The 11,790-nt window shown below is 55.5% G+C and carries 13 protein-coding genes; 4 read left to right on the top strand and 9 right to left on the bottom strand.

From position 1 onward, the window contains the following. Positions 1-104: 104 nt before the first annotated feature. The 3 genes from H9532_RS06845 to H9532_RS06835 all read right to left on the bottom strand — a co-directional run bounded on the left by H9532_RS06845 (position 105) and on the right by H9532_RS06835 (position 2,948). Positions 105-1,250: a beta-ketoacyl synthase N-terminal-like domain-containing protein gene (locus tag H9532_RS06845; RefSeq protein ID WP_296366830.1), complete on the bottom strand. Its 1,146-nt coding sequence runs from the start codon at positions 1,248-1,250 to the stop codon at positions 105-107. A gap of 38 nt (positions 1,251-1,288) precedes the next feature. Then, positions 1,289-1,717: a VUT family protein gene (locus H9532_RS06840; RefSeq protein ID WP_296366828.1), complete on the bottom strand. Its 429-nt coding sequence runs from the start codon at positions 1,715-1,717 to the stop codon at positions 1,289-1,291. Positions 1,718-1,799: 82 nt separating this feature from the next. After that, complete coding sequence (locus tag H9532_RS06835; protein WP_296366826.1) at positions 1,800-2,948, bottom strand: naringenin-chalcone synthase; 1,149 nt, start codon at positions 2,946-2,948, stop codon at positions 1,800-1,802. 50 nt (positions 2,949-2,998) lie between these two features. Between H9532_RS06835 and H9532_RS06830 the strand changes: the two genes are divergently transcribed. Continuing rightward, positions 2,999-3,379 carry a hypothetical protein gene (locus H9532_RS06830; RefSeq protein WP_296366824.1) on the top strand — a complete coding sequence of 127 codons (381 nt, stop codon included), beginning with the start codon at positions 2,999-3,001 and terminating at the stop codon, positions 3,377-3,379. Positions 3,380-3,405: 26 nt separating this feature from the next. Here the strand turns inward: H9532_RS06830 and corA are convergent, their stop codons facing one another. Together corA and H9532_RS06820 are read right to left on the bottom strand one after the other, a co-directional pair. After that, on the bottom strand, positions 3,406-4,395 hold the full coding sequence (gene corA, locus H9532_RS06825; protein WP_296366822.1) for a magnesium/cobalt transporter CorA: 990 nt from the start codon (positions 4,393-4,395) through the stop codon (positions 3,406-3,408). 313 nt (positions 4,396-4,708) lie between these two features. Next, a complete protein-coding gene (locus H9532_RS06820) occupies positions 4,709-5,587 on the bottom strand; it encodes a proline iminopeptidase-family hydrolase (protein WP_296366820.1) in 879 nt (292 codons plus the stop codon). Positions 5,588-5,692: 105 nt separating this feature from the next. On the opposite strand from H9532_RS06820, the gene H9532_RS06815 reads away from it, so the two are divergent. Beyond that, positions 5,693-6,142, top strand: coding sequence for a cupin domain-containing protein (locus H9532_RS06815; protein WP_296366819.1), 450 nt, complete (start codon positions 5,693-5,695; stop codon positions 6,140-6,142). Between the two features lie 4 nt (positions 6,143-6,146). Here H9532_RS06815 and H9532_RS06810 read toward each other — a convergent pair whose 3' ends face one another. Both H9532_RS06810 and H9532_RS06805 read right to left on the bottom strand, forming a co-directional pair. Then, complete coding sequence (locus tag H9532_RS06810) at positions 6,147-6,485, bottom strand: multidrug efflux SMR transporter (protein ID WP_296366817.1); 339 nt, start codon at positions 6,483-6,485, stop codon at positions 6,147-6,149. A 190-nt stretch (positions 6,486-6,675) separates the two neighbouring features. Further along, positions 6,676-7,131, bottom strand: coding sequence for a hypothetical protein (locus H9532_RS06805; RefSeq protein WP_296366816.1), 456 nt, complete (start codon positions 7,129-7,131; stop codon positions 6,676-6,678). Between the two features lie 334 nt (positions 7,132-7,465). Here H9532_RS06805 and H9532_RS06800 point away from each other — a divergent pair, with 334 nt between their 5' ends. Together H9532_RS06800 and H9532_RS06795 are read left to right on the top strand one after the other, a co-directional pair. Then, entirely contained in the window at positions 7,466-8,200 is a 735-nt protein-coding gene (locus tag H9532_RS06800) for a glutaredoxin (RefSeq protein WP_296366814.1), read from the top strand. 212 nt (positions 8,201-8,412) lie between these two features. Continuing rightward, positions 8,413-9,438 carry a Gfo/Idh/MocA family oxidoreductase gene (locus H9532_RS06795; RefSeq protein ID WP_296366838.1) on the top strand — a complete coding sequence of 342 codons (1,026 nt, stop codon included), beginning with the start codon at positions 8,413-8,415 and terminating at the stop codon, positions 9,436-9,438. Positions 9,439-9,585: 147 nt separating this feature from the next. Here H9532_RS06795 and H9532_RS06790 read toward each other — a convergent pair whose 3' ends face one another. Both H9532_RS06790 and H9532_RS06785 read right to left on the bottom strand, forming a co-directional pair. Next, entirely contained in the window at positions 9,586-10,113 is a 528-nt protein-coding gene (locus tag H9532_RS06790) for a VOC family protein (RefSeq protein WP_296366812.1), read from the bottom strand. A gap of 327 nt (positions 10,114-10,440) precedes the next feature. Next, complete coding sequence (locus H9532_RS06785) at positions 10,441-11,790, bottom strand: MFS transporter (RefSeq protein ID WP_296366810.1); 1,350 nt, start codon at positions 11,788-11,790, stop codon at positions 10,441-10,443.

Here is an 11,790-nt window from a genome sequence, read left to right as displayed (position 1 = left end):
GATCACAGAGGGTAATTGTCCCGTGAATCGCTTCGGTTTTCCAGAGCCTCCCTAGTTCCGTAGAAGCCGTGAGCAAGCGGCTCCGTATCAGTCTTTTGTTGAGATTACGGGACTGCTCTGAAGTGGTTCATCACCACGACGCCTCCCATGCCTGATGCCAATTGCAAAGCATTCTGAGGTGCCAGAGCTGGATAATTCTCCGGTTGGTTGAGGCCGAAGGTGGGATCGATCACCTTCGGCCACGGAGGCACTTCGCCTCGATGCAGGCCCTCCACGATCAGAGCAGCCTCCACGACCCCCGCCGCCCCAAGGCTGTGACCCAGGCTCCGCTTGAAGGCGCTGATCCAGGGCAGCGTTGGAAAGGCTTGGTTCACGAACGCGATTTCTTCCTGGTCAAACCTGGGCGTCCCGGTCGCATGCAGACACAGCCAATCAATCGGTGTTTGCTTTCGATCGGCTCCTGACAGGAGCTGTTCCAATAAGGCATGGCTCAAAGCCTGGCCAGGAAGGGGGGCCACCAGGTGATGAGCCTCGCAGCCTGACGTACACCCATGCAGTTCGGCGAGTGGTGTGGCTCCCCTCCTGCTGGCGTGTTCGGGATGCTCCAACACCAGTGCAGCGGCCGCTTCCCGTGGCACCATTCCGCTGCGATCAGCCCGAAGTGGCTGAGACGAGCCGTTGGTTGCCATGGCACCGGATCGTCGGTTGGCTTCGAGCAATAACGAGGGCAGAGCAGGTTCTGCACCCACCACCACGGCTACCTGGAGAATGCGGGCCTCGATCAACCTTGCGGCCAAAGCAATGGCCTGAGCACCACTACTGCTGGCTGCATTGAGATTGAATTGATCCCCTTGAAGCCCAAAACGCACGGCCAACGCGGCGCCTAACGCATTGCCCCGCCACCGACTCAGGCTGGTGGGGCGTGGCCGTGATCCTGGTGTTTGCTGTTCAACCAGCAGGCTGCTCAAATCACCGAGAGCACTGGCACTCACCACGCCAGCCTCACGCCGCCACGGCTGGTTCAGGGGGGCATGTTGCTCACCGCGCAGCGCTTGCCGTTCCGGCGGCAGCCCCGCTTCTTGCCATGCGAGCTCAGCAGCTGCGAGCCCCAGTTGCTGTTGCCGGCTGAGAATGGCCGTTTCCCCACGGCTGAGTAATGCCAGCTGGCAGACCACGTCTGCCTCAATGGTGAGCGCAGGAAGCAGTTCATCGATGCACATCTGCTGCCAGACCTCCCGGCGCCTGTGCATGCCTGCAGTGATCACCGAAGCGCCTGTGATCGCGATGTTCATTGTTGAGACAGCGATTGCTTCCGTAACGACAGACTGATCAGGGCGCCAGCCAGGATCTTGCTGCCGCTACCGATGGCAAACAGATCCCAGCTCCAGAGGTGAGCCAGATGTAGAAATACAGCGGTATCAACCGGTGAGCTGAGTAGGACTGAGCGCCACACGCGCTCGGCGAAGGGGCGCTGGGTGGTGGTGTATACAAGCCAGTCCACCGATTCGCTGATCAGGAAGGCGCACACGCTGGCAAGGGCCACAGCTGGGTTCCCGAGCCAGAAGGAGAGCCCAGCTCCAGCCATCATCCAGAGCAACACCGCATGGCCCCAGCTGCGCTGAGCTCCATCCCGCAGTGCAAGCACTCCCCCCACCAGCACCGACCACAGCCAGTCCAATTCAGGATGGTGACTGAAGCCCACATTCACAACCACCACGCCGCTCAGGTAAGCGGTGGCTGCGGGCCATCGCGTGAGCCTGACACCAGGCTCACGCGTCTGCACAGTCTCTAAATGAGCTTCAGGCGCTGATTTCAAAATGCAGCATCTCCACGCCAATGCCAGGTGAGAACGAAAATGCCAGTCCATTTTTTCCTCGGCTGGCTTTCAGCTTGTCAGTGTGCTCTGTTAGCTCAATAGTGTCATGGCTGTTGTTGTGGCGGCATGCATAAAGATGGCGCTCAAGAACGAACAAGACGGCGCAGCTCAGCATGTTGCCGTACTCCGAAAGCACGTCCCACGAGTGCTTGAGCTGGGCTTCAGATAGGGATAAGCACTCCTGTACTGAGTTCAGGATTCGCGTGCCACCAGGATGCACTGCCCAGATCGCAATATCGCTCCGCTCCAGATTGGCTTTTGCTAGATGTTGATCGGTGATGTCTGGAAGGGCCGTACTGATCATTTCAGGTAGGTGCCTAGAGAGTGTGCAGGTAATGCCGTTGTCTCGGAGGCCGAGCACAATGCCATCCTCTGTTCCTGGTGTGAGCACACTTCTCTGTTCTCGGAGAATGGCTCGTCCACTTGGAATACTACTGGGTTCGTTGACGGATCTCAACACGACCGCCGCACAACCATCACCGAATATGCTGTGGATAATGACATCATTGAGATCATCCTCCAATGAGGCATTCAGCGAGCTCAGCTCGAGGCATACCACTAAAGCTCCGTGGCCAGGATGGGCCTTCACGTGATCACTGGCGATCCGCAGGCCAACCAGTGCGGCAGCACATCCCATGAACAGCACAGGATGTCGTGCCGTATCAAGCTTCAGCCCTAGCTGTTTGATTAAGTGAGCATCAATGCCCGGGGCCAGGAAACCCGTGCTGGATACAAACACAACCAGATCAATCTCGTCCGTTGTGCAGCCTGCATTCTCTAAGGCTGCTTGGCTAACCCGTTCGGCCAGTGGAAGGGCATGGCTCTCATACATCGCCATGCGCGTTTCTAGCGTTCCGTGCTTCCGTAGAAACGATGCTGCTCCAGGTTCCAGCAGCGAGTAGGCCAGATGTCGCTCTTGAATCCGGGTGTGCTCAAAGATGGTTTCGATGCGGTCATGGGTTTTCTCCAGGCCGTCGAGATGAGCCATGAAGGCAGCTGCCTCTTTCTGGGACAAGCGCGCTGCTGGAGCACCGCTGGCAATCCCCTGGATAAACACCTGAGTGTCTTGCATGCCAGCGATATCTGAGCTGCTCTACGATCGCACAGCGCTGTTACAGTTCAATGAGCCTTCACGAGGCCAGCCTGGAGTTGCTCTACGAGAATCCTGAAGAGTGTCCAGGGCCCTACCGTGTGGTGCACAAACTGCCTACACTTCCAGAATCTCTGAAAGATCACATTGAGATTGATAATGTTGTGGTCGACGTCCTGATGACGCATCAGGATTTTCTGAAAGACATCGGAGAACTTACGGCCCGCGCCCTCCTGCAAGTCCATGGTGCCAGCGCAGAGCTCAATACCGCTGCGGTCCGTGGCATGGCTGGCCAAATTGCCACCTCATTGGCAGTCGCAATGTTGCGTGGCGAGATGCTGGAGGACGCGATCGCGGCAGCTCTTGCCAGGTTGAACGCTCAGGGCCAAGCGCAGCTTGCGTGCCCTGAATAAGGGTGGCTCGTGATTGTGAGGTGTGCTTAGCTCCGAGACGTCGTCCAGTCTTCGAACCACCCACGCTTCCATAGGAACCAGCTTTGCACTGAAGCAACGAGCGTCATCACAATCAAGCAGGCGAAATATCCGTAGTGCCATTGAAGTTCCGGCATGTCGTTGAAATTCATTCCGTAAATGCCTGCAATGAATGTCAATGGCGCAAATATCGCTGAAATGATTGTTAGTGTCTTCATGATTTGATTCATGCGATTGCCTGTGCTGGCCATGTGAGCAGCTGTCACCGCGTCGCATTGGTGTCGTAGTAATTCACAGCTTTCAAAGACCTGCTCAATAGTCTGGGCGATTTCATGGAACCCATTTAAGCTTTTGGGGCCTATGAGTGGCTGATTCTGTCTGAGGAAGAGCAGCGTCTGGTGTTTCAGTGGCCATAATTGCTGGCGAATCCTGCGCAGGGTTCCGCGCAAGGCATAGGTTTTCCCGATCACCCGTGGAGTGGGTGCTCTGAGAGCGGCTTCCTCAAGGCTGTCAAGGCGATTAGCGACCTGCTCCAGCATCGGGAAAATACCATCTAGCAAGGTATCCACCATGTAATGCAGCAGATCATCCAGATCCTCGTCTGCTGTGTTCGGGTGTTCATGCACGAGCCAGTCCGTCAGGGCGCTAAATCCTTCTGGTGTCTCAACTTCCTCAATGGTGATCAGGATCCCGTTGATGAGCAGCATGCTCACCTGATCACTGGCGAGACGCAGATTGTTATTCTCGAAGTGCAGCCGGTGCATCACGAGGGCAACGACATCGGCGAAAGAATCCAGCCGTGGAGCCTGGGGCGTCTCCAGTACGAGATCAAGAAAGATGCCGGGGATGTTGCACAACTCAAACAGTTCTCTGATTAACCGTGGCTGCCCGAGGCCATTCACGCGCACCCATAGTGGTCGGCCTGACTGAATGAGTGGATCCAGCTCCTGCACGTGTCGTATCCGACGTTCCTGAGCCCCTTGCGGATCCAGGATCACGGCCGAAAGCTGTGTGTTGGCGATATCCCCCGAGACGGCTAATCGACTCGGAATGCACCCAGGTCGCTCTTCTAGGCGCCTTGAGGTCAGGCTTCCAGGTGTGGGGCGAAACTGGGGCACGATCGGCCTCAACGCTGGTTGACACGGAGGAGTGAGCTGTTCAAGGTCAGCCTGGTATCGCTTCCACTGAGCTCACGCCCCATGCATACCCACTACATGGCTCGAGTGACAGGCTTCGATGTGCATATTGATTCTTTGAGCGTCGATCGAGGTAGCCGAGCTCCCAATTGCCAGGGGCCTACCACTGGATGTTTCAACAGGGTGCTGGCTGGTTTGATTCAACCTTGTCCAGAAAGGTGTTCACTCGCTCGAGATAGCGCTCAGTTTGCTCGAGATGGCAGAGATGCGAGCAATCTGCCATGAGCTCCCATTCTGAGTGGGCAATCCCCTGATGCAGGGCGCCAGCCACTTTGGGAGTGGCTTCATCGTATTGCCCGCTGATCACCAGCGTTGGCTGCTGGATCAGATGTAAGCGATCAGATCGATCCCAGTCTCGCAGCGAGCCTGTCACATTGAATTCACTCTTGCCGCACATGGCGCGATACACCCTTGGATCAGCTTCCATGGAGCTGAAGGAGCGCATCAGGCAGTCTGGCCATTGATCCAGGCGGCAGACATGACGTCGATAGAACACCATCATGGCTTCTTGGTATTCCTCGCTGTCGGTTGTGTTGGCGTTCTCGTGTTGATCCAGACGTATGCGCACCTCCACCGGTAACTCCTGGCGTAGACGGGCTGTTTCTTCGACCCATAGCGGCATGCTGCTCGGAGCGTTGGACAGGATCAGGCTGTTCACGCCCTGAGCATCTGATAACGCCACCTCCAGTGCCAGCATTCCGCCCCAGGATTGGCCATAGAGGTGAATCGTTTCCAGGCTCAGCGCCTTGCGCAGTGAGGCTAGCTCCTCCACAAAACGATTCACTTGCAGCAGAGCGGGATCATCTGGATGATCAGATCGACCACAGCCAAGTTGGTCGTACAGAATCACTTCACGCCCACTCTCTGCCAGGCGCTCGAGGGGTTCCAGATAATCACTCGGAACGCCTGGCCCTCCATGGAGCAACACAACAGGCCATCGACCGGATGCACTCGCTTGCCCAATCCGTTTGCTCCAAACCTTGTAGCCACCCACCTCGACCCACTGCTCATGCATTTGCATCGGATCAATGACCTGCCGTGCTCTTGTCTTTACCTATGCTAGGGCGTGAACCACTATTTACAGCTTGCAAGGTGCGTTATGGATGTGAAGATCCTCAACATCGAGCACGAGATCAAGGCTAGGCAGGGTTTTCAACGAGACACCGTGGAGATTCATGCCGAGGTGTCTTTCAAGACGATTCAATCCCATCTGGATACCCGAATGAACCTGGTCGTCATTGCTGGCGGCCAGAATGGGTTGCAGCTTCCTCATTATCACAAGAACGGATTTGACTTCTTTGTGGTTCTTGAGGGGCAGGGGCTACTTCACACGGCTGACCTCGCGGATGGGCTGATCTGCGCTGAGGGCTGGCGGCATCAGCGTCTTAAGGCTGGTGATTCCTATGGAGTTAAGCCCGGTCAGGTTCATTGCTTACTCAACGATGGTGTTGCTGATCTGGCCTTTCTAAACGTCTCTCCAGCCGGGCATATGGATGCAGACTATTTTGTGTTCGATGGTGTTGACTATGGCAGCCTGAGGCAGGCTTGAGTGTTCAGTTCAGATGCTCGCCCCCTAGGTTTACGATAACAACGCCTACGACAATGAGCGCTACGCCGATCAGTTGGTTCATGTTTAAGACTTGTCGATAAGCCAGCGTGCCAATCGCCACAACGGCAAGCGTGCCGATTCCACTCCATAGCGCGTAGGTGATTCCAAGTGGGATCACGGTGACCACCCGAGCGACCAGCGCGATGGCGCAGGCATAGGCTGCCAGTAGAAGGGCCGTTGGCCCGGGGCGCGACAACCCATCTGAAAGCTTCAGCAGCGCAGTGCCTGTCACTTCTGCTGTAATGGCGAGGAGTAGTGTCAACCAGGCCTGTGTATTAGTCATGGGTGTTTGGGATACAAGCGTGTTCTTTGATTCATCACAGAGTCGTACCTGACCACTGCTTGGTTTGACTGGAGATCTGGGTAGCAGTCGCCGCGAATTCTTACGCGATGGACATGGCAACTTCTTGCAAATGGAGTCTGCCGACAGATCAGTTCAATATCTGATTCAAAATCCAAGATTGCACTGAATCCTAGAAGCCCGAAAGATTCGTGTACTGAGTGACCCCAATGAACCCTTCGTCGCTAGCTTCGGCTTGCTCAGTGATGGTTAGGTTTATGACTCCGGATCGCCTGCTAATATGCCCAAATCCAACATCGTTGTCGTCAAGACCGAGAACATAAAAAGAGTTCTGAAAAGGCTGGATACCAACAACGTAGTTTTCGGTATCGATGCTGCCGTCTCCATCCACATACTGGCGTCGCAACTCGACGGAGCCATCTTGGAGGAGGGAGAAGCTAAGCGTCTCCAATGGCAGGATGTCTTTGCCTTTGAAAAAGCTTGTAACAGTATCGCCGTCGGCATAGGTTGCGGAGTTGTAACTGCTATGCCAATCGCCCTCCACTAAGTAGTTGGTCAGCCTGTCAAGCTTTGCCTTGAATTTCTTGTTGTTAGCGGCTTGAGCTTTTGACCAGGGCTTGGCGGACATGTTCATGATGGCGTTTCTCATTGCACGATATCTATGCTTCAGCACAGAGCTTGTAGGCACAGAAAGAATTAATGCTTGCTGCGGTTACGGCCTGTTGAATGAGTGCACCCGCGATGTCGAAACAGCAGCTTTATGTCTTTGTGTTTCAGCCCAGGGATCACCTTCCCGGTTGTGCTCACATCCGCGAGCGACGCCACTCGCAAAGTGGGCTGCCTTACCTGCGCACAACCCCAGCTACGCGTGGGGCTCCGCGGCATTACACCACTCCCTCTGCGTGAGCCTCCAGTTGATTGGACTCGGCACACTGAACCCATCGTCCGCTTCGGTGTTCTTCATGGCTGCTCCGATTCTTAAAGGCGTCCGCCTTTACCGCATGGATCTACCGGATCACCCATGTCCATGGGGTTTACGTGCTGTACGGCTGTTGCAGGAGCGCCAGATCCCCTACGAAGACCACCGTCTCACCAGCGAGCAAGCCGTGGAAGCTTTCAAGGCCGACCATGGCGTAGCCACCACTCCACAGGTGTTTGCTGGGGATGAGCGGATTGGCGGCTATAGCGATCTAGCGTTCCGGCTTGGGGTGAAGCCTGAGTCTGCCGATGTGTCGTATGGGCCTGTGGTAGCCGTGTTTCTCACGGCCGCGCTGATGGCGCTGACTCTGGAGGTAGGTGTTGGTGGCTTCATGGGAATCGCCATCTGCCTGCTCGCCATGCTCAAGCTGATGGATGTGGATGCATTCGCTGCCAGCTTCCGCAAATACGACTTGCTTAGCCAGCGCTGGGGTGCCTGGGGTCTGTTGTATCCCGGCATCGAGCTGCTTGTCGGGCTGGGCATCTTGGTCCAACCACAGGTGGCCGCCGCGTCGCAGCTGGTGGGAGGTGTTGCCCTGCTGCTCGGCGTCATGGGCATGGTGTCTGTGGGCAAGGCGGTGTTCATCGATCACCTGGCGCTGAACTGCGCTTGTGTGGGCGGCAATTCCAAAACCCCACTCGGTGTGGTGAGTTTTGCTGAGAATCTGCTGATGGCTGGCATGGGCTCTGTGATGCTATTTGGTTTGAGAATGCAGTGATTCCGCGCTCACCTCCTCGGGCATAGAGAGTTGGAGGGCGGGCCGCCCGCATCAGCCTTGGTTCACGGCCTGCTGATGGAGAATTGCACATTCTGTTCGGGGGCGACAGCAGCTCCAGCTATCTGGTGAACTACCGTCCGTCGAGCAGTTGGGTCAGTCTGTGATGCCTGTTCGTTCGACCCTTGTATGAATACGTCTTCAACCAAAACTGAATCACTTCGAGTGGGACTGGCCGGTGTTGGCAAGTTCGGCCAACTTCACGCAGCGGTGTTGGCCGACTTCCCGGTGTTGAGTTAGCCGCAGTGGCGGATCCAGATCGTGAGCTGCTGGATCGCATCGCCACATGCCACGGCATCGAGTCGTGTTATCGAGATGCATTGGCACTGATTGATGACGACAGTCTGGATGCCATCATTCTGGCCACGCCAGATGAACAACATGTCTCCCAAGCCATGGCTGCCCTGGAGCGCGGCAGGCATTTATTTGTGGAGAAGCCCTTGGCGTCCACGTGGGAAGAAGGGCGTGAACTGCAACAGTTGGCAGTGAGTCATGGTGTGCTCCTGCAAGTGGGCATGATTCTTCGTTATGAAGCTTCTCACCGTTGGCTGTACAGCCAAATTGAAGCCGGTCTATTTGGAGACCTGGTGTCATTTCGTGGTCAACGTAATTGCAGCCGTCGGTCGTTCCAGGGTATAGCTGACCGAATTCATACCGTCCACCGTACCCTGATTCATGACATTGACTTGTTGCTTTGGTTTAGCGGGAGTCAGGTGATTTCAGTCATGGCTATGGATTATCGCCAGGGCAGCCATCTTTCTCCTAACGGTTGTCTTGCGATGCTCAAGCTCGCCAATGGATGTGTGGCGCAACTGGAGAGCAGCTGGTATGTCCCGGATCACTCCCCTGTCAATGTGATAAGTGACCATTGGTCTGGTTGCATTGATGCTGAACTTGCCGTTGTTGGGACACAACGAAGTGCTCGAATCAACGGGTTGCAGTCCCCACTTCAAGTTTGGACGAATCAGCAGCTTCAGAGCCCAGATCTCAGCTTGTGGCCATCCATCAACGGACGTGTGTTTGGTGCTCTGCGTGAGCAACTGGCAGATTTTCTGGGATGTGTCGCCAGCGGTCAGTCGTCTAAAGTTGCTGACGTGAAGAGTGCCGTCGAAGCATTGAGGATTGCACAGGCAGTCGTCGAAGCATGCCGGACCAACACAGTGGTTAGCCTCAACTCATAAGATCAAGACATCTGGTTTGATTCACTCAGGATCGCTGTGCCGATCTGCCTGGATGGTCTTGTTAGAATCCTTGCGATTACAGACTTTTTGTACCGGAAATCCAATCACATCTAGTTGCCTCCATCGAGGCCAGAATTCGAAATACCCTCATTTCATTTGCTCTCCCTCGTTCGGCTGAGCTGCTAGCTCGAACAGTGCCAAGTTAGCTGGGAACTGACGCTTGCCGGGATCGCGATCTGTCGCATTGGGAACGCGTAACCGCGTGGTGTATTCCATCCGCAGACCATTGACTGGATCTTCAAGGAAAAAGGACTGATACGGATTGAGGCTGATAAGCGGGCCTACAACGACACCTCTCTCCATCAGTTCCTGACGGCGTTCTGCCAGCTCTACCTGATTCGCGCAACGTAAGGCGAAATGATAAGTGCCGTTGGGCACACCGAGTCCTCGATTAATGCTGGGATCAAATAGATCTGGAACGCCAGGAACATCATGCCACTGCATGAATGCCAAGGCGCATCCACCGCCACAATCAAAGAAGATGTGATCAACCCAGCCGCCTTCCTCCATTTTTAGGTACTCATGGATCAGCACGGGGAACCCCAGCTGGTCTTCGTAGAAGCGGCGTGTGGCACTCAAATCGAGTGTTCCGAAACTGAGATGGTCAATTGTCATATCTAGTTGGCTCCGGGAATGATTTGCGAGATGCCAACTATATTCGCCATCTCGCGGCGGCGCTCGATCGATGGCCAGCCGCTCTCTTGCTTGCTCATCTTGTTAACTGCAATCTCGCTAACAGTATCTGGCTAAGCATGAAGTTGTTCGGTATCAATGGGAAGGCTCCGGCCAGGTTTAAATGGCGCGCCGTCCGCAAGGTTGCTCTGCACAGCCTTTTGGCTTGCGTCGTGATGCTGCCCCTGCCGTTGATCCCTTTGCCAGTTTGGGAAGGATGAGTAATAGCGTCCCTTTGATGTAGCCCAGCACCCTTCGACGGCGCAGGTATCACGAGTTCCAGTAATCCACCTCTCGATGTCCGACAGACCGTGTGATTCTCATCCTGATGGTCGTTCCATTTCCTCGAGCTGGCTCCAGGTTGTCACCACTCTGAGTCCAGTTTGTGTTGGTGTTTGAGTGGTAAGTGTATGGCCAAATTGTCAAGTCTATGAACCTAAGCGCTGATTCCATAAGACGATGGCTGATAGCCACCCAATCAACGCCAGCAGCCCAAACCACATCATGACGTTCGCTTCGATTCCAGATCGAAGCATCAGGCTTGTCGGCAGCACTTGAAAGATGCCCCCCCGTTAAACAACCAATCCCGTTGACCAGCCCAACCACCTGAGCAACTCTTCCTGGAGCAACTGCTAGCCCAGCTTCTCCGAAGGCAAGGCCACCCACTGCTGTGCTCAAGCCGAAGATCACCAACGCAGGGAGATGAAACTGGCCTTGTTCAGCCACAGGCAACCGCAGAAGGCTCAGCAAGACCATTCCGCCTGTTGTTGTGCCAATCAGCATCAACCAACAGCGAAAATGTCGGCCTCTCGATAGTATCCCGAAGAAGACTGTTCCTGCACCGACGGCTAGGAACAGCAACAGGCTGCTCTGCGTCACCTCCCGCATCGTCAACAGTTGCTGACGCTCCAGCCAGAGGCTCCAGAACCCTCCGAATGCAAACACCATGCCTGCCTCCCACGCATACACACCCGATGCAGCCCACACCACCGACCACTGCACCAGTAGTTTCTGCTTCTGTTGTCCTTCTGTTTCTAGGTGCACCATCGACACGTCTTTACGCCAAGCCTGATAACAACCCCTTGCCATCCAAGTCGCCAAGATCAGCGCCAGCAGAGCTTCCACCATGCTGACGGTGCGCCACGACAAGTCGGGTGCCCAGAGCAGAAACATCGCGGCGGCCGCTGAACCAAAGCCGATGCAGCTTTCCAGTATGGCCATAGCCAAACCGAATTGACGGCCGCTACAACTAAACCTCAGCAGTTGCGCTACTGATGGAAACGCAAAGGCAGCTGAAGCACCCGTGAGCAATCGCCCAGCGAATACCATTTCGTGCGTGGTGGCAGATGCAAAGAGCCCTGCGCCTACAGCACACCCCAGGGCCGCCAAGCCAAGTACCCGTTGTGCACTCCAGCGATCGATCAGTTGACCAGCTCGCCATTGCATCGCGGCATAAGGCACCAAGAATGTGAGGCCAAGCCACGCCTGCTCCATAAGTGGCAGGTGTAGATCTGCTGCGATCGCATCGTCCAGCAGCCCGTAAAGGAGTTGAAAGCTGATTTGCCAGAGCACCAGAAGCGAGCCCGGCAGAATCTGCTTAGCCTCACCGAAGCGTGTCAA

The organism is Vulcanococcus sp. Clear-D1, assembly GCF_014654725.1.
Lineage (GTDB): Bacteria > Cyanobacteriota > Cyanobacteriia > PCC-6307 > Cyanobiaceae > Vulcanococcus.
Note: the sequence above shows the minus strand (reverse complement) of the source record. Positions and strands in the feature narration are given on the sequence as shown.

What these genes read in the sequence shown, in the direction of transcription:
- H9532_RS06790 (WP_296366812.1), bottom strand. Translation starts at nt 10,113, where the DNA reads ATGACAATTGACCATCTCAGTTTCGGAACACTCGATTTGAGTGCCACA.
- H9532_RS06810 (WP_296366817.1), bottom strand. Translation starts at nt 6,485, where the DNA reads ATGACTAATACACAGGCCTGGTTGACACTACTCCTCGCCATTACAGCA.
- H9532_RS06800 (WP_296366814.1), top strand. Translation starts at nt 7,466, where the DNA reads ATGGCTGCTCCGATTCTTAAAGGCGTCCGCCTTTACCGCATGGATCTA.
- H9532_RS06835 (WP_296366826.1), bottom strand. Translation starts at nt 2,948, where the DNA reads ATGCAAGACACTCAGGTGTTTATCCAGGGGATTGCCAGCGGTGCTCCA.
- H9532_RS06805 (WP_296366816.1), bottom strand. Translation starts at nt 7,131, where the DNA reads ATGTCCGCCAAGCCCTGGTCAAAAGCTCAAGCCGCTAACAACAAGAAA.
- H9532_RS06830 (WP_296366824.1), top strand. Translation starts at nt 2,999, where the DNA reads ATGAGCCTTCACGAGGCCAGCCTGGAGTTGCTCTACGAGAATCCTGAA.
- H9532_RS06845 (WP_296366830.1), bottom strand. Translation starts at nt 1,250, where the DNA reads ATGCACAGGCGCCGGGAGGTCTGGCAGCAGATGTGCATCGATGAACTG.
- H9532_RS06815 (WP_296366819.1), top strand. Translation starts at nt 5,693, where the DNA reads ATGGATGTGAAGATCCTCAACATCGAGCACGAGATCAAGGCTAGGCAG.